Consider the following 16401-nt stretch of genomic DNA (forward strand, 5'->3'; position numbering starts at 1 on the left):
CCTCTTAAAATAGTTTTCTAGTTTCTTTCTTTCTAGTGTTTACACGTTCTACAGTGTCGGCCACCAATTCACCTACAGCCTTTCCATCCATTTCTACAGTTGCTCGCAAATGAATTTCCTTGTCTTTGTCGCTAACACCGCCTAACGATTCCGCTACACCGTTTCCGATCTTCTGGAATACATCGTCATTTAATGGCATGATCGCTTCATCGTAGCCTTTAGCGTCACCGATTTTAACCATACGTTCCATACCTGGTTTAAATACACCACCGTTTGCGAAACCGCCAACACTAGCGGATACAGCCATACTACGGCCACCACCAGATGCAGGAGCAGGAGCAGAAAAACCTAGAGCGCCAGCGACAGCACCGCCAACAGCCTTTGCAGAATCTGCTATACCACTTATGAAACCTTTCACTTTATCTACAGCTTTTCCAATCCATCCGACAACTTTATCAACAATCTTCCAAGCGTCTTCAAATGGCCCGCCTATAGCTTTTGCTACAACTTTGAACACTGTACCTATTGTGTTAACAGTACCCTGAAAAAATGATAACAGGCCGTTTAAAACACCGTCAGCAACATTCACTATCGTATCCCATGTTTGTTGGAAGAATGTAACTATTGAATTCCAGACACCTTCCCAATTTCCAGTGATCAAGTTTAAAACAAGTGATATTACTAATTGTATCGCGTTCATTACCGTTTCGATAATACCACGAACTACAGGAAAAACAGTTGTTATAATGCCCAGGATAACGTTTAGTGCTGTTTGGAATACTACCGAAATTACACCCCAAATAACTTCAGTTATCTGTTTTATTGCCTGGTTGTTATTATCCCAGAATGATTTCACACGGCCGATTACCGATGTTACAACAGAATTCACCTGGTTTACTATAGTTGTTACATATGGAGAAATGGCACCCCAAACAGCATTAGTAACCTGTAAAATGCCATCCCAGCACATAGATATGAACGATCCAATAGGGCCGATAAGAGACATTACACCGCTAGCTAAGTTTGTTACAATACTGATAACGCCTGTTACAACGTCAGCTATTGTTTGTTGAGTTTGTGGCGTTAGTCCGATCTTTTCCGCTATCTTGCTAGCTTCTCCCCAATCACCCGTAACCAGGGCCATGATCAAATCAACACCCTGTTTAACACCTTCAATAACAGCCATTGCCATTTCTTGCGCTTCTGGAGATAGCCCCATCTTTTCAAAAATCTTTACAGCACTATCTGGCACACCTTCACCAGACTTTGCATTCCATAAATCAACAAAGGCAGTACCTAAAGTTTGCAAAGGCCCCATGATCCCCTCAATTACAGCAGACCATTGTGCTTCCTTTTCCTGGGCTAAACGTACAGCTTCGGCGCGTTGTTCCATGACAACTTTCGCTTCTCGCATTTGTGCGTCATATTGCTCTTGTGTGATCAATCCCGCATCAAGTTGTTGAGCCAATTCTTGTTCTTTAGTCGCTAACATACCTTTTGCAGTTAGGTTTTCTTCCATAACTTGTTTCGCTTGTCTTTTTTTCTCCGTGTATTGATCTTCGTTTATAATCCCTTGTTTCAGTTCATTCTGTAAAATCAATTCTTCCATTGCTAACTGGTTTTTCGTACCCGCCAGCAATTGCGTTGCTTCTACAGCTTGTCCAGTTGGATCAAGATAGTTCGTGATGCCTTCTATAAGCCCAGTTGTTCCATTTGTTGCACTCATTAAGGCTGGTGTCATTTTGTCGTATAAAACCAACCCCAGGTTTGACGCACTTGACATCATGTTTTTAGTTGCCCCATCAAGGTTGTTAGACATGACTTTGGCCATCATATCAGCAGACCCGCTCGACATATCCATGTAGCGTTTTAATCTATCAAATTCCGCTGTACCGCCTTTAATAACTGGCAACCATGCAGAAAAGGCTTCTTGTCCAAAAATAGCTTTTGCGGAAACAATTTGTTGTTCTTGTGATAAATTACTGAAACCTTTTGATAAATCGCCGACAATATCGCGTATATTTCTCATTGATCCATCAGTGTTAGTTGTCGAAACTCCCAACGCGTCAAGGGCTTTACTCGCTTCTTTAGGTGGCCCAGCTAAACGAGATAAACCAGCACGCAAAGCAGTACCCGCCATTGATCCTTTTGTACCAGCATTTGCGAATTCACCGAGGATAACGTTTGTGTCTGATAAGTTCATACCAAACGAGTTTGCAACTGGCGCAACATATTTCATTGCTTCCCCTAATTGATCAATACTTGTATTTGTTTTTGACTGTGTAACCGCGAATAAATCAGACGCTTTTCCAGCTTCGTTCGCTTGCATCCCAAAACCAGTCATCGTATCGGTTACAATGTCGGTTGCCCGTCCTAAGTCCATATTACCAGCTGTGGCCATACTTAATAGCGGGCCAATCGCGCTAATTTGCTGGCTAGCATTCCAACCAGCTAAAGACATAAATTCGAAACCTTCAGCAACTTCAGTGGAACTATAGCGGGTTGACTTACCTAATTCACGAGCTTTTGCGGTTAATTCTCCCATTTCATGGCCAGATGATCCGCTAATAGACTGTACTTTACTCATTTGTTTTTCAAATGACATACCTTCTTTTACAGCGCCGACCAATCCAGTTGCTAAACCTAAAGAAGCGCCAGCAACTCCAGCAAGGCCAATCCCCATTGCTACAGTGCTAGCGCCTACCATGCCAAATGTTTTATTAACAGGATTAAAGCCATTAGAGATAGATTGAGAGGCTTTTCGCCCCTCGTTCTCACTCCTTCTTAGGCCGTTCCTGTATTCAGTATCTTTTAAACCTAGTGTTCCAAATATCTTGAATACTTCCAACCTTATTCCCTCCTAAACTGTTTACTTAACTCACGCGCGTTTTTCATGACTTGTTCAACAGGGATTGTTTCTTTTTTGTATTTGTTACCCCTATCGCGGTAACCTGTTTCAATTAAGTAATCACTAAATGACTTATCACGGAAAGGATTATTTATATAAGCGTCCCAGCGCATATCGTATTCAATAGCCTTGTCCGTTACAGTCATATATAAATCTATTAAGAAACTCCAGGGAAGTTCTAACACATCTTTTAACGATCCGTAACGTTTGGCCATGCGATCAATAATAGTACCTATTACATGCTTAGGTTCGTCACGGATTTCATAAAAGCCGAAATACCACCAACACGCTTAAATGCATTGAATACAATGTCAAAATCTGATCCACATAACTCTTTCATTTCACCTTTAGGAAGGTCTGACATACCCGCCATAAGGTTGAACATTGCTTCAGCATCTTCACCCATCATCATCAGAATTTTGTTGTTTAACAGCATTGCAAAGTTGAACATACTTGAATTCTCTTTATCAGTTAGCTTTTTCCCTTCAGCTTGCTTTCGCGCACTTTTAAAGAAGTTATCAACGTCACTCGCAGGTACGTCACCTAATAATTGATGTTTACCAGCTAAACCAGCAATAACCATGCGTTGCATTGCGTTAGGCTCTTTCATATTGTATTTATTACCGTTTAATAGTTCGAATTGTACTGATTCCATTTATATAACACCCTTCTGAGATAAGTATTTTAATATTTAGAAAGAGGGCCTAAACCCTCTGTTTTTTATTCTTCGATCTTTTCAGCGTCTATAAATACGCGCGCATGATTTTTTTCAAAGTCTGGCCCGCACTTACCGTCTGGCTCAAAGATTTCAATTTCAAATGGTGGTGTCATTGGATCGTTTGGATCGTTATGTCCTGTGAATTCCACCTCTGGAGCAACTTCAGCTTCACTGAATACAGCTTCAAAACCAGATGTAGGTAACGCGTTAAACATCGTGATTCGATAAACGTTACCGTCATTACTTCGACCAATTACAGTAATGTCATCAATGTAAACATCATCCCCACAAGCGTTCATAAGGTTTTCATTTCCACGAATGATTACGCCTTTACCTTTTACTTTTCCTGGCCCCGTTCCATCTTGTGTGTACTCTTGAATTTGGGCATTTAACAAGAAGTGTTTGATTAAATCTTTTCTGATCCACTCCAGGAAGCCCGCTTTCATTTTTGTTTCTGATTCAGATACATATTGTAGGCCTTTCACCTTACCGCGCACACCGCGTGCTTTAATAGCTTCTAAAGAAGGTGCGTAAGTAAATGACAAGTCACCTTGTGTAGCGCCTACGTCGATCATTTTTTCTTCGCCTTGTTTCCAGTTAAAGAAAATGCCTGTACCAGATCCCAATACAATGTTTTCTGGCGTGAATTTATTAAATTGTGCAATCATGTTTTGTCACCTCGTGAGTTATTTTGTGTCGTGTCCCGACGTTCTATATTTAACTAGGCTGAATCTAACTTCTTTACACCTCATTTCGAGATCATCGACAGGAAGATTCATTCTAGATATAAAATCAGTTTGGATCGTTAGCGATTTACATGCATTGATCAATGTACGATTTACAACCGCGTCATAGATTTCCTGGCTCGCAACGTCCAGTTTGTTGAAGTGTTCTGAAACACCCCATATATTTACGGTTACCGTAAACTTTTCACTGTACTTACTCATAGTAGCGTCACTTTGCAGATCAAATACCATGTAAGGTAGTTGTATATTTTCGTCTACAGCTTCCTCATAATGCACATCAATTCCGAGTGGATCAGCAATGTCCCACAACAATTCATTGACGTACTCAACAACCTGGATCATTTATCCATACCACCCTTCATTGTTTGCGCAATAATTTGTTTTACTTGGCCTTTTGAACTCTCTCCAGCTTTACGCATGGCCCGTGTTCCTTTTTTACCGCGTGTAACGTACCATTTACCTGTGGTTTTATCCTTGTACTTCCACGGTGTTTTTCGGCCATTTTTTTCGGAATAAATACCCGTTCCGAATTCTTCGTATATTAAATTGTCATCGTTCCCGCCCACAATCGCCTGTAAGTTTTGACCTTCACCAGTTACTTTGCTTGTAATTGTTCTGGCTGTTGCGCCACTCTTTTTCCTGGTGTTTATCTTCGCTTGCGCTTCAATATGTTTGATCGCTCTTTGAAGGGCCACTTTTTGCAATTGCGCCGTTCTTCTTTCACATTCAGCGCGCCTTGATATGAATTCGCCCATTATGACCACACATCCAGCGCGACCTCTATATGATCGTTAGAGTTATAAGGGTTTGACGCTTTAGTTGCACGGTACTCTTTCCCATCTTGTATAACTTTATCGCCAGCCCTTACATCAATAACGGAACAATACATAATAGCGTCAGTTGAGTTAACAATGCGATCCTGTTTAAAGCCCGCTGGTGATCCTGTTACCAATTCATCAACAATGGCTACAACCTCATTAATCTTCTTAAATTCGCCTTTGTCATACGGGTTTTTCTTGTCCCGTTCGCCTTTACGCTGTATTTCCGTAGGTTTGCCGTGTTTGGCCAGTAATCCCGCGATACGCATTTGTTACCTTCCTTCTGGCCTACGTCCGCGAATACGCACACTTGGTGTTCTCATTCGCCTTGATAGCCCTGTTAATAATGTTTTGGGATAAATCCCTTCTGGCCCATATTGAACGCGATACGATCCCATTTGTTCACTTACAACGTCAGCACCTTCGCCAGATAAGTGATAAGTTATTAATCTAAACGCTACAACCTCATAAGATTTAGGGAATTCACGCCCTTCAGCTTCAAAATCAACGCCAGTATAACCAACGATAAACTCTGTCACTACAGGGATAAGAATGTCTTCAATGTATTCCTTTTGCATGGCCGTATACTCTTTTTGAGTAGATTTAGCGTAACGATCAAAAGTAGTTATCATTTTCATGTGTTAATCTCTAAAAAAGGGAGAGCCAAAACCCTCTTAATTTTTAGCAGTAGCCTTTTCAACTTTTCCAGCGTGTGCATAGATTGCGTTTTTCTTCATGTCTAACACGAATGCATCATAGTAGAAACGGCCCTCTACTAACGTTCCAGAAATTCCTGGTGGATCAAGGTGTACTTTTGTTTCAGCCAATTTAACAGGCGCAACAGTTGCCGACTTATGAGTGATAATGAATTCTTGACCATTCATAAATGACTTTGGTGTTTTGATGATAGCAACGCCGTCAACCTCACCGACTTGACCTTTTAAAAGGATTGTTCCTTGTGCTAAATCACTAGCTTTCGTGTAGTTATCGTCTAGCTTTAATTTATTGATATATGCAGGTGTTGCATGACACACGCGGTTTTCTGGTACAAAGTGATCATCCAACGTTTCTTGGCCAGCTAGGAAGGATTCATAAGCATTTGTCTTAGTAATAGCACCGTCTACTTTTGTTCCAGCACCTTCAGACATAACTTTTAAGCGGTATGTTTCAATTTCTGGAATAACAACTTCACGCATTTGACGCGCGATCGCTGGCGCAACCTTTACTTCACTTTCTTCTTCGTTCATTTTGTCCATTGTGAATGTGAATGAGCGGTCTTTTTTCATGATTTCTTCCTGTAGATCGTTGCCTAATTCATCAGCTTGACCGTATCGACCTTGACCAGAACGCTTATAATCATTCATTTCTACAGTTTGAACAGATGTAATTTTGATTCCTTTTGCTCCAGTGAATTCATAATCCTGGTTTGTTGAAGCAGTTGTAACAGCAGACGGCGCGAAACGCTCATCTACTAAAGGTGAAAACTTATGTGTTAGATTTAATGTAGTCATTCTATAAATCCTCTCTCTTTGTTTAATAGTTTTGGAATAGCTTTTATAATGACGTCAATTCCGTTGGTCATTATCCTTATTGCCACTCTTTCATGAAAGCGTCACGGATCGGATCACTACCGCCTTTGTCACCAGCGCCTTTTGATCCACCTGGTGTTTTATCAGTTAAACTCGTTTTAACACGCTTAGTTAATTCACTGTCAAGATTTGCTTTGAATGCTTCTACATTCTTTGCAATCTCTTCTTCAGTGTCGCCGATCACGTTCATAGCAAAGCCAGCACCAAAACCAGCTCCTGCTAACTTAGCAACGGCAACGTCTTTCATTTTAAGATTGTGGGCCGTTTGCTTCTCCTGGTCACGCTCTGTTTTGATCTGGCGCATTTCGTCCATTAATGTTTCCACTTCTGTTTTATTCTTTTCACCGAATTCCTTTTCGGCACTTTCGCGGGCTTTTCGTTGTTCCTCTTTTCGGATTTTACCCGCAACGCGATTTACTTCAGCTTGAATTTGCGCTTCCACTTGCTCTTTAGTAAATGTTTCTGGTGTTCCTCCACCATCTCCAGCAGGGTCATCACCTTCGCCACCTTCAGAAAAGAATTGTAGGCTGTTCTTAAGATCAGATAATCGAATTGCAGGTTTTACAATCCCCGTACTAACTAAAAATTTTTTCATGATATTACCTCCACATTTTAAGTCGGTGTGTGACTATGTTTGCCTCGGTTTTTCGCGTCCGTTTCCACACTTATTATGTAAAAATTATATAGTTATAGACTTTCTAATAAGTTAGTCGTAACTTTTTTAATAGTTTCTCTACGTTGTTTCGGTGTTGTTTCGTCTGTCATTTCGTTTAACACAACAACTTTGTCATTAAATAAATCTTGATCAATTTCTTCCTGGTGTTTTCCTAGCACTCCTAAAAGTACACTAATCAATGCCACCTTCTCTTTTTGATCTAAGTTTTTCATGTTATCACCCCTTTTTTCGGCTGGAATAACTTGTCATATTGCTGATAAGTCATTTCCACATCGTTTGTTTCGACGCTCTTTCCGTTCTTATCTCGTACCATACGTATATTTGCGTATCGTATGCCCTCAAGGTATGGAATAGCTAGCGTTCGACAGCGTGCATGTAATGGAGGGTAGTTGCTTCCTGGGCTTGCATCAGCCGTTATATAAATCTTTCCAGTGTCTAACGATCTACAGCGGGTAGAAGTCCTAGCATCGAATATTACATGTAGTTTGTATTTATCAATGTCAGCTTCTTCATAACTGTCTAACGTGGCCTTTCCGTAGAAATAGGCTTGTTCTGTATAGATCATAGTAATGGCATTACGCAACGGCGCTTTCATCTTCTCCGCAAACCGTACAGCTATTTCATCAGCGTGTAGGCCCTGTAAAACACCTTGTGTCATTTCGCCTCGTAAATGGAATAATAGTGTTCTCTTATTCTCCCATAAACGATCACTGAATTGGTTACCACTCCAAGGGTGACTTAACACATTTTCAATCATCTTGTCATTAATTTCATAGACCTTACTTTGTATACCATGTCTGTAAAAGTCGTATTTATTACTGATCAAAGTGTCCTTAAACGTTGTTGTAAATAGGCTGCAAAGGCTTTTTTCTTCTGTCAACGCTCTTTTTCCTAACTTGATTAGCATTTCACTTTGTACGGCTTCTAATCTACTAAGTTTTTTCATGTCCAGATGGGCTTTCACATCCTGGGCAATGTTCGGCGCTATGATCTGATCACTATTCTGTAATTCATTCAGAAACTCTACTAAACTAATACGCCTGTCATGTTTCTCACGCTTATTAAGAGCCTTGACCAATTCGCTATAGTCAAAACCCTTTCGCGATAGATAGGCCCTCATTTCGGCCGTTACTTCTTTTTCAGCGCGTGCGAATGATTGACGCATACGCTTTTCTAGTTTCTCGGCTTCAATGTATCCTTTCGCTTCCTGGGCTTCAGCACGTTTGGCCCAATATGCTTCACTGTTCATAGGCCACCAGCACCAGCAAGGGCAATAATAGAATCAATCTCTTTTTCTGTAGGTTCGTAGCCTAAACTATTTCTGATTGATCTTTTTACTGTCTCCCTGTCCTTTTCCTGGCGTTTGATATTTGTCACTGTCAGATAGTTGTCGCTCTTGTGTAGCATCGTTCTTTCCTTGTTCTTCCACGTTATCATTTTCCCCACTGAAAGCATCTTTGTACGAGTCATACTCTTCTTCCTCCTGTTCTTTCTTCATTTCTATTAAGTGTTCAATGTCTTGTACAGCAGATAGATATTGATAGATAAACTTATCTGGCAGTCCAGCTTGACGCAATTTCACAACAAGATCAGCTTCTTCTAAATAGTTAGCTGGTAAGTTAGGTGTAAATTGGATTTTAACGTCTTTTAATCCAAACTCTTTTGATCCTGGTAATTTATCAAGGTATCCTTTGATGATCCCTAATTGATCTGTTAGCGCACGATTAAACATACGCTCTTTTTGCCCGCGTACTTGCTCCAGGGCCAACAATTTATATTTAATAGCGATCCCAGACAGGTTACCGCCGAATTCCTTGTCATTCATGTTCGGAACGAATGTATATTTGTGTATATCGTTTTCTACACGGGTTTTCATGTTTTCGTTGAACGTGTCATTGATCTGTTTTACAAGCCATTCAGCATCCCCATTTTCATCTAACAGCATTACTTTATCTTCTTTTAGGCTGTTTATATCATCCTGGTTTGTTTCGTTCATGTTAACTAACTTTAGGATCGCGTCAGTGAAGTCAGATAAGTCTTCCATTGATCCAGATTGCAGATCATTATACGCGTCAATAATCGGAAGAATATCTTCATAGTCTCCTAATTCAAACTTATTGTTCTGTATCTTAATAACTGGAATACGTGGGTTTCCGTCTTCATCTACAATGTTGTGTGCCTGTTCTTCTTCTTGGCTCATGTTCTCAATGGAAATGTCCAGGATTTCGTTTAATGGTTGTCCTAAAATCTTTCCTTCATACACAAACGAGTATTTAATGTATTGCACTTTGTCATAGATCGTCATTTCTACCTTGATTTCATTATCTTTCGTTACTGTCTCACTAAAACGAATAACGTCTGTAATCTTAGGTTTGATAGAGTCATCATAGACAGCAATCGTATGACGCGGATCAATGTCTTTATAATTCAATTCGCCTTCTTCATCGTGATAGAACAAGCGGAATGCACGGCCATAAATAGACATATCAAGGGCATTATCATAATCTACTGTCTGTCCGTCGTTTTCATCCATTATGTCAAGCGCTGGCTCTAACGCTTCAGTTTCCGTTGTATTATACGTTACAGGCATTCCCATGAAATAACCCGTGCTGATCGTTGCTGTGTACTTAGGGAAGTTGTGAACGATCCTAAACGTCTTGTTACCGTTCTTCCTATCCTTCTTATTCTTTATTTCATGATGTCCCATGTAGTATTTGTATAGTTTTTGCAGGGCCAAATACCCCTTACTATTCCCAACTCCTTCTTTGATACGAAAATCAAAGTAAAATTCTTTTGCTTCTTCAAATGTAAGCATCTTATCTTCCTTTCTAGAATCCTAATTGTAATCTGGACATACTTCTTACTTTTCCTTGTTTCTTCATGTCCTTTTCCATTGCATAACGCACCATATCAATTGTGTGATTATCTTTATCTTGTAATCGTGGTCGCGGGTTTCCGTCTTTGTCCGTTTCCCAATCAGCATTTTCAAACTCTTTTAACGTGTTAGGGCAACGTTTCGGATCAATAACGATTGCGTATAGATCGCCTAGCCATTCTGTGCCGTACTCAACGCTATCTGGCCCTTTTTTAGCGCCTTTAACCTTTCGTATGTCATGTTCATTCTTTAACTCGGCTATAGACTTCGGCTCGGCGCTATCACATGTTATTTCAATGTCCTGGTATCCCTTTTTCTTGATCCATTCAGCCAGCTTTCTATTAGATATTTGAACGCCGTATAATTCATCGAATATGTATAACGTGTTCTTCTTTTTATCAAAGTGCATACGGCCAAAAGCTAGCGGATCGGTTGCATAACCAAAATCGACACCTTGACGAATGTTATCAAACTGACTAATCTGTTCGTCTGTTATTTCAGCGCTAACAATATTATCGAATGGTACAACGCCAGACCCTATTGCTTCACCGAGATATTCCCAGCGATATTTTAGCGGGTTCATTTCCTTTTCAATTTCAGCTTCTTCATAGAATGCCTTTGTTAAATGCTTGTTATCTAAATACGTTGAATGATTTACGTGTGTGTTATCTGGTATGAAAGAACTGTTATATTTCTTGTTCAGCCAGTGCGCACGGCGTTTAGGTGGGTTGTAGCTGTAGAAGAATGTATATTCATAGTTTGGTAACTCTGGTCTATGCTCTGGATTGATTTCGAATTCACCACGTAGCACCGACTTTTCAATGATAGATATTTCTTCTTCCGTTCTAAACTCGCCAATTTCTTCCACCCATAAGCCCATGATAGGGAATTTAGCGTCTTTAATAGACTTGATCCTTTCTGGTTCTTCACATCCGAGAAAATATATCTTATTTCCTCTGGGCTTGTATTCGATCACCAGGCGTGACGGAATGCAACGGAATAGATGACTAATGTTTAATATCTCCATTGCTTCTTTTAGCTGTTCAAATACCGATCTAACAACTGTATTCTGTACTTTACGTAATACCAGCCAACTAATCGGATATTCCATAATGTCCATCAATATGCGGAATGGTATGAAGTAACTCTTACCTGAAGCACGACCACCTTTCAATACATACCGCAGGTGTTTCTTCATTTCTGATAGATAATAGACTTTCTTGAAACGCGGTGAAATAACGTTTCTCATGTCAATATGATCAACGTTTTCGTTCATGCTCTTCCCGCGCTTTCTTTTCGTATTTGTCTATTAGCGCCATCGGTACAGTTACTATCAATAACGCAGAGAGAGTTAGTAGCAAGCCTTGATAGTTTTCAATCATTAGCATTCACACTCTTCATAATGTTTTCCGCACTCTTCGCACGTATTACCAATAGAACCGTTGATAATAACTTGTGCAACACCTTCAATTTCGTGTTTTTCAGTCCATAGTCGATAACGTTTACCCAATTGGACAGCAGCATCTTTCCGTTCTCCAATTGACGGCTCTATATCACTGATAACTTGTTCACCCATGCCCACACCCCGTAACGTCTTTCCTGTTGCTTCTCCGCGCATTACCGATGTAAGAAACTCTAAAACTTCATTTGCATCAGCAATACGTTTAGAATCCACGCCAGCCATGTGAGAATCAATATATACTGAAACATTAACATTCGCTAACAGACGAGAAGAACCAGCGGTAATAACCTTTTTATTATCGCTCTTGTATCCCGCCCGCATGTAAGCTTCTGAAGCGTTCCCTGTTTCAATGTAATAATCCGCGAAACGTTTTTGACGTTCGTTTAATTCATGCATGTTACCACCTCTCAATATTTAGTTATACGTTCTTCTTTTCAATATAACTCATATCGTTTAATAAAATTGAATATTTTCCATCATTGTTAAATAGATTTAAAATAGGTTACACATTAAGTGCAACCTATTTCTTTTTATATCCTCCTTCTGATAAAGAAAAGAAACAGAAATGGCGAAATCTCTGCTTCTCAACTTGTAACTATAAAAGATAAAAGCCCACGACTGGAATCGAACCAGTATAACTATAATCATTGACGCTTCCCAGACATTGCCCCAGGTGTTTAATTATTCGCGTTACCAAGTTGCGTACATAGGCACGATAAAGGGTAATTAGCCCCTTCAATCGGTTTATAGTCCGTAGACTCGCAATTCATACCGTTATCGTACTTCATGCAATTTAAGTGATGTTATATTCGCTTAGTTATCATATTTTGCAGCTTCATTGCTGCTCTTTTATGATATTTAACTACCAATTGTTTGATAATAACCTTTGATAGTTATTTCACTTTTAAGGGAAGTGATTACCCGTTTTGTGTTTATAAGTCAGTAATCAGGTATCTGAAAACAGCTTAAAAGGCTTCCACGCCTCATTAAACGCATAAGAGAAAAAGGAGGACGGCTCTATGCCCAAAGCCGCTGTTCACCGTTCCGCACAGCAAACATAAAAAACTCTTATACGCTTAATGAGAAGAAGAAGAAGAAGAACTTCTCATATATGTGTTGGATTCAATAAATGCAGAAACTCTACATCAAGTAATAAAAACTACCTTTACTAACTTTTACAAGTAGATATTCAATAGTTTTATTTGAAGTTATTCACTTCTTTGAAAGTAGGAAGGATTTTAACCTTCTATGCGTTGCAATGCTCATTTTTATTCTACTCTCAAAGAAGGGAAGAACCCTTCTCACAATTTAAAGGAGTTTTTACAATGTTTAAAACAAGTATTGAAGTAAGCAAGTTTATCAAAACAGATAGATTGGAAAGGTGTTATAATCCCCCTGGAAGGTACAAGTACGGTTATGTGTGAGCAAAGTAGGTACTTGAAAGATTAACGTTCTTTTGGAGGTGAACAAGTTTTCAGTACGCCTTATACCTTCCAGGCAGCTTACAGACTGCCTTTTTTGTCAGTTCATTCAATCAGCGTGTCCACTGCTCAAACTAATGACGACCCATTGTGATAAAGACCTGTTAGTTAAAACAAGAAATCAAGACTATTTACATAAACTTAGAACATTTCAGAACAAAGGATAATTTATGTATCTACACTAGTAAGAATGTGAGTAATTACCATGTATCAATAAGAGCAAGGAACCACGTTTATAAAGAAATAGAATAATTTGTATGATACAAAATTTATTTTTATTTACGCGTTTTCCGACGCTTGTAAGATATCCTCATGTCTTACAGTTACTATTGTATAACGTTCCAAATCTATTTAACAAAGATTGTCTAATGATATCTATTGCGTTTTTCAGAATAGGTTGAAAAGCTTTTTGAAAATAAAAAAGAGTCCTCAGACTCCCCCGTTGCTTTCGCCTTCTTTATATTCAGTATAAGTAGGTAAATTAAAATATAGGATAGACTCTATTCTCGCTATATCTTCATTATACTTTTTGCAATAAGCCATCATTATTTTCATCATATCGAACTCACTTAATTTATCTTCATAAATGTAAACATTATATGTATGTTGCAATTGTTTAAAATCTTTTTTTTTGTCCATTATTTCTCCTTTTCCTCTTAAACCTTGATATCATGCATTTGTTCACTGTTTTTAATTGTTTTCTTAAAAGAATAGAGTTGTCCTTAAACCGTTAAAATATATGATGGTTTCACCTCGTTCTAAAAAACTTAAAACATTTAAGGTCAAAAGAACGAGGAAAGCACAATATTAAGACTTTCCTCTAAACCATTATACATAAGAATCTAGGAACTCATTTACTATTTTGTATCGTTGAAAATAGACAACATTTGTTAAATAGAATTGGATTGCGTAAAATTATACATCTTATTTTAATAAGTTAGCCCATAAAGTCTATTTCCACAATGAACATCACAAAAGCCATACTTCACTTGATACCCGTTTCTCGATCCCATTCGTTCCCTGCATTGCTCACAAAATATAGGTATCTTAGTAAACATATAACGTTTGTTTTTATATTGGCTCCAATCACTATCACTCATAATCATTTTTTTACCCATTCTCTCATTTCCTTGATATCTTTCATACTAGGTTTATTTGTTCTTTTCGGCAACTCTACTTTAATTTATCTCATTAAAAACACCCCTCATGCACTTCAAATATAGAATAAATACTAATCTCTTTATCTCGTTTATCTAGTGGTTTCCCACACTCTAAACAAGGATATTGTTTACCTTTCGTGAAATAACGTTTAATTCTCGTTCTTCTATTCATCCTATCTCCTCCATATAGCCTTTTGTGCTAACTCACGTTGTTTAGCTGTTGTTTTTTTATCTAATCCACCATGATAAACATAACGGAACATTACGAACGTTTTAGTTAGGTCCCAGTCTTCTATTTCTTCACGGCGCTCCCATCCTAATTTATCTGTTAAATAGACTTTCATGTGATACATATGCCTTTCATCCTGATAACTCAATGGAATTTCCACCCTTCCTTTTTATCAGGTGTAACAATAACTAACTGTATTCCGTATTTAGATTCAAATAAGTGCCTTCTTAATGACAGGTCACGCGGTATAGATTTGATAGAACCTTTAACTTCAAATGCAATTTCTTCACCTGCCATTAAACATACGAAATCAGGCGTATAACGTTTTTCTCTGACTTTCCTAACACCTTTCTTATTAACGATGCTAGGTATTTCATAACCGTCTAACAGGTGGTATCTGTTATGAATTTCTATGCGCTCGGCTAATTTATTGTTTTGTAGATAGATATAAAAATCACGTTCTGTAATAGAATCAAATTCTTTTCCGTCATACTCTACTTTTGTAGACATTACACGCCTACGTGGTAACTTTTTAATCTTAAATTGACCTTCTATATCAAAATGCTTCTTTAACTCTGTCCGCGCCTGTTCCTTGCTTGTGAAACCATCCACAACGCTGTTCTCATTACCGTTTGCCGCTATAATAACCGCATACTCGTAATGTAAAACGTTTTTATCCCTCCTTTCCCTTATCTCGAATGTTAATTGACCTGTAGCATTGGTCCACGTTTTATTCAGTTTCAATTTTCATTCTCTCCCCTATAAATCTAGCTACGTCCACAGTTAGACCATTCCCAGCCTGTTTGTATAATTGATTGCTAGATGTAACTTTTTTCGCTCGATTGAAATACTCATCAGGTATCCCTTGTAATCTCCACGACTCTCTTTCTGTGAGCCACCTCATACGCCCGTCCTGGATTACGATTTGCTCACGAGAAGTAAGTAATGTTTGTGCTACCCCTTTCTCTACATGCCCACGCCGTGTCTTCGATTTAGGGTTTGATACGTTTATTGCATCACCTTCACGTCCGATATCCCATCATTCATTGTTTTGTAGCCTGTCTGACTTTCACTTCTTTTCCATTAAACTCAAGAATGCAATCGTGACCGCTTGTTCGAGTCCGATTCGCATCATGCCTACACCCCCAAAGAAATCCATAAACCTCATTTGATTTTTCCCTCGCATCTAAACACTGTTACAAATGGATCGTATTGCATAAATTTAGCCCAGGCATTAAACATATCTAATGCTTCTTTACCTGTTGGTGCATTTACCTTTACTGTTTTAAATTCGCTGCTTGCATCATTTTTGTTTACTCTAAAATTAATATGCCAATTCTTCATTTTTTCACCTTAGTTAAATAGATTTGGATATATGTCTAAAATTTTATCTCGTCTTTTTTTAAGAACCCTAACTTCTCTAAGTTCGCGTTCAGTTTGTTCTTTGTAGAACTTATACGCTCTATCATGTTTTATAATCTTATCAGTTAACTGATTTACTTCAACTTGTAACTGTACCTTTGTTTCTTCCTTCATGCTGCAATACCTCTCTTTCTCATTTCATTTATTATAATCCTGTTCCATTTCTCTTTATTTGTACTCATATAGAACATTAAAAGCCCTGAATCATCTTTCCACTTTATCTTTCCATGCTGTAATAGTAAGTCTATGATAACGATTAAAGACATAAGTTTATCTTCCTTCGCGCTCATATAGACTTCTTTAACCGTCACCACAAA

23 protein-coding genes and 1 pseudogene are annotated in these 16401 nt (G+C 38.6%); all 24 read right to left on the reverse strand.

Features of this window, described 5'->3' with window-relative positions:
* Positions 1-4: 4 nt before the first annotated feature.
* Entirely contained in the window at positions 5-2848 is a 2844-nt protein-coding gene (locus AC1Q8M_RS12215; RefSeq protein ID WP_098360698.1) for a phage tail tape measure protein, read from the reverse strand.
* Positions 2849-2850: 2 nt separating this feature from the next.
* Complete coding sequence (locus AC1Q8M_RS12220; RefSeq protein WP_061660386.1) at positions 2851-3123, reverse strand: hypothetical protein; 273 nt, start codon at positions 3121-3123, stop codon at positions 2851-2853.
* A gap of 20 nt (positions 3124-3143) precedes the next feature.
* Positions 3144-3563, reverse strand: coding sequence for a hypothetical protein (locus tag AC1Q8M_RS12225; RefSeq protein ID WP_061660387.1), 420 nt, complete (start codon positions 3561-3563; stop codon positions 3144-3146).
* 65 nt (positions 3564-3628) lie between these two features.
* Positions 3629-4294, reverse strand: a complete 666-nt coding sequence (locus AC1Q8M_RS12230) for a hypothetical protein (RefSeq protein WP_061660388.1) — start codon at positions 4292-4294, stop codon at positions 3629-3631.
* 18 nt (positions 4295-4312) lie between these two features.
* Positions 4313-4714, reverse strand: a complete 402-nt coding sequence (locus tag AC1Q8M_RS12235) for a hypothetical protein (RefSeq protein WP_061660389.1) — start codon at positions 4712-4714, stop codon at positions 4313-4315.
* Positions 4711-5127 carry a hypothetical protein gene (locus AC1Q8M_RS12240; protein ID WP_061660390.1) on the reverse strand — a complete coding sequence of 139 codons (417 nt, stop codon included), beginning with the start codon at positions 5125-5127 and terminating at the stop codon, positions 4711-4713. Before AC1Q8M_RS12240 ends, AC1Q8M_RS12235 begins: the two co-directional genes overlap by 4 nt.
* Positions 5127-5459 carry a hypothetical protein gene (locus AC1Q8M_RS12245; RefSeq protein ID WP_061660391.1) on the reverse strand — a complete coding sequence of 111 codons (333 nt, stop codon included), beginning with the start codon at positions 5457-5459 and terminating at the stop codon, positions 5127-5129. The genes AC1Q8M_RS12240 and AC1Q8M_RS12245 overlap by 1 nt, the downstream gene beginning before the upstream one ends.
* Positions 5460-5462: 3 nt before the next feature.
* A complete protein-coding gene (locus tag AC1Q8M_RS12250) occupies positions 5463-5828 on the reverse strand; it encodes a head-tail connector protein (protein ID WP_000782183.1) in 366 nt (121 codons plus the stop codon).
* Positions 5829-5864: 36 nt separating this feature from the next.
* On the reverse strand, positions 5865-6701 hold the full coding sequence (locus AC1Q8M_RS12255; RefSeq protein WP_061660392.1) for a major capsid protein: 837 nt from the start codon (positions 6699-6701) through the stop codon (positions 5865-5867).
* Between the two features lie 76 nt (positions 6702-6777).
* A complete protein-coding gene (locus AC1Q8M_RS12260) occupies positions 6778-7374 on the reverse strand; it encodes a DUF4355 domain-containing protein (protein WP_098855396.1) in 597 nt (198 codons plus the stop codon).
* A 92-nt stretch (positions 7375-7466) separates the two neighbouring features.
* Complete coding sequence (locus AC1Q8M_RS12265) at positions 7467-7667, reverse strand: hypothetical protein (RefSeq protein WP_061660394.1); 201 nt, start codon at positions 7665-7667, stop codon at positions 7467-7469.
* Positions 7664-8704: a minor capsid protein gene (locus tag AC1Q8M_RS12270; protein ID WP_061660395.1), complete on the reverse strand. Its 1041-nt coding sequence runs from the start codon at positions 8702-8704 to the stop codon at positions 7664-7666. The genes AC1Q8M_RS12265 and AC1Q8M_RS12270 overlap by 4 nt, the downstream gene beginning before the upstream one ends.
* Before the next feature lie 66 nt (positions 8705-8770).
* Positions 8771-10270 carry a phage portal protein gene (locus tag AC1Q8M_RS12275; protein WP_098400757.1) on the reverse strand — a complete coding sequence of 500 codons (1500 nt, stop codon included), beginning with the start codon at positions 10268-10270 and terminating at the stop codon, positions 8771-8773.
* A 13-nt stretch (positions 10271-10283) separates the two neighbouring features.
* Positions 10284-11606 (reverse strand): PBSX family phage terminase large subunit, encoded by a 1323-nt coding sequence (locus tag AC1Q8M_RS12280; protein WP_061660397.1) that lies wholly within the window; start codon positions 11604-11606, stop codon positions 10284-10286.
* 105 nt (positions 11607-11711) lie between these two features.
* Complete coding sequence (locus tag AC1Q8M_RS12285) at positions 11712-12188, reverse strand: terminase small subunit (RefSeq protein ID WP_061660398.1); 477 nt, start codon at positions 12186-12188, stop codon at positions 11712-11714.
* 213 nt (positions 12189-12401) lie between these two features.
* Positions 12402-12504: pseudogene (locus AC1Q8M_RS12290) on the reverse strand.
* Between the two features lie 1198 nt (positions 12505-13702).
* On the reverse strand, positions 13703-13912 hold the full coding sequence (locus AC1Q8M_RS12295; protein ID WP_086385036.1) for a hypothetical protein: 210 nt from the start codon (positions 13910-13912) through the stop codon (positions 13703-13705).
* Between the two features lie 552 nt (positions 13913-14464).
* The gene (locus AC1Q8M_RS12300) at positions 14465-14605 is read right to left on the reverse strand and encodes a hypothetical protein (protein ID WP_154698406.1); all 141 of its coding nucleotides are present in this window, start codon (positions 14603-14605) and stop codon (positions 14465-14467) included.
* A 1-nt stretch (position 14606) separates the two neighbouring features.
* Positions 14607-14786: a DUF4625 domain-containing protein gene (locus tag AC1Q8M_RS12305; protein ID WP_224980107.1), complete on the reverse strand. Its 180-nt coding sequence runs from the start codon at positions 14784-14786 to the stop codon at positions 14607-14609.
* Positions 14787-14806: 20 nt separating this feature from the next.
* A complete protein-coding gene (locus AC1Q8M_RS12310; protein ID WP_098365982.1) occupies positions 14807-15406 on the reverse strand; it encodes a DUF1064 domain-containing protein in 600 nt (199 codons plus the stop codon).
* Positions 15393-15566, reverse strand: coding sequence for a DNA cytosine methyltransferase (locus AC1Q8M_RS12315; RefSeq protein WP_228496055.1), 174 nt, complete (start codon positions 15564-15566; stop codon positions 15393-15395). Before AC1Q8M_RS12315 ends, AC1Q8M_RS12310 begins: the two co-directional genes overlap by 14 nt.
* Positions 15567-15826: 260 nt before the next feature.
* Positions 15827-16006: a hypothetical protein gene (locus AC1Q8M_RS12320; RefSeq protein WP_061660403.1), complete on the reverse strand. Its 180-nt coding sequence runs from the start codon at positions 16004-16006 to the stop codon at positions 15827-15829.
* Positions 16007-16015: 9 nt separating this feature from the next.
* Positions 16016-16198, reverse strand: coding sequence for a hypothetical protein (locus AC1Q8M_RS12325; RefSeq protein ID WP_098360694.1), 183 nt, complete (start codon positions 16196-16198; stop codon positions 16016-16018).
* Entirely contained in the window at positions 16195-16398 is a 204-nt protein-coding gene (locus AC1Q8M_RS12330) for a hypothetical protein (RefSeq protein ID WP_224980105.1), read from the reverse strand. Before AC1Q8M_RS12330 ends, AC1Q8M_RS12325 begins: the two co-directional genes overlap by 4 nt.
* Positions 16399-16401: the final 3 nt, after the last annotated feature.

This window comes from Bacillus sp. GW823-FHT06A10, assembly GCF_058795375.1.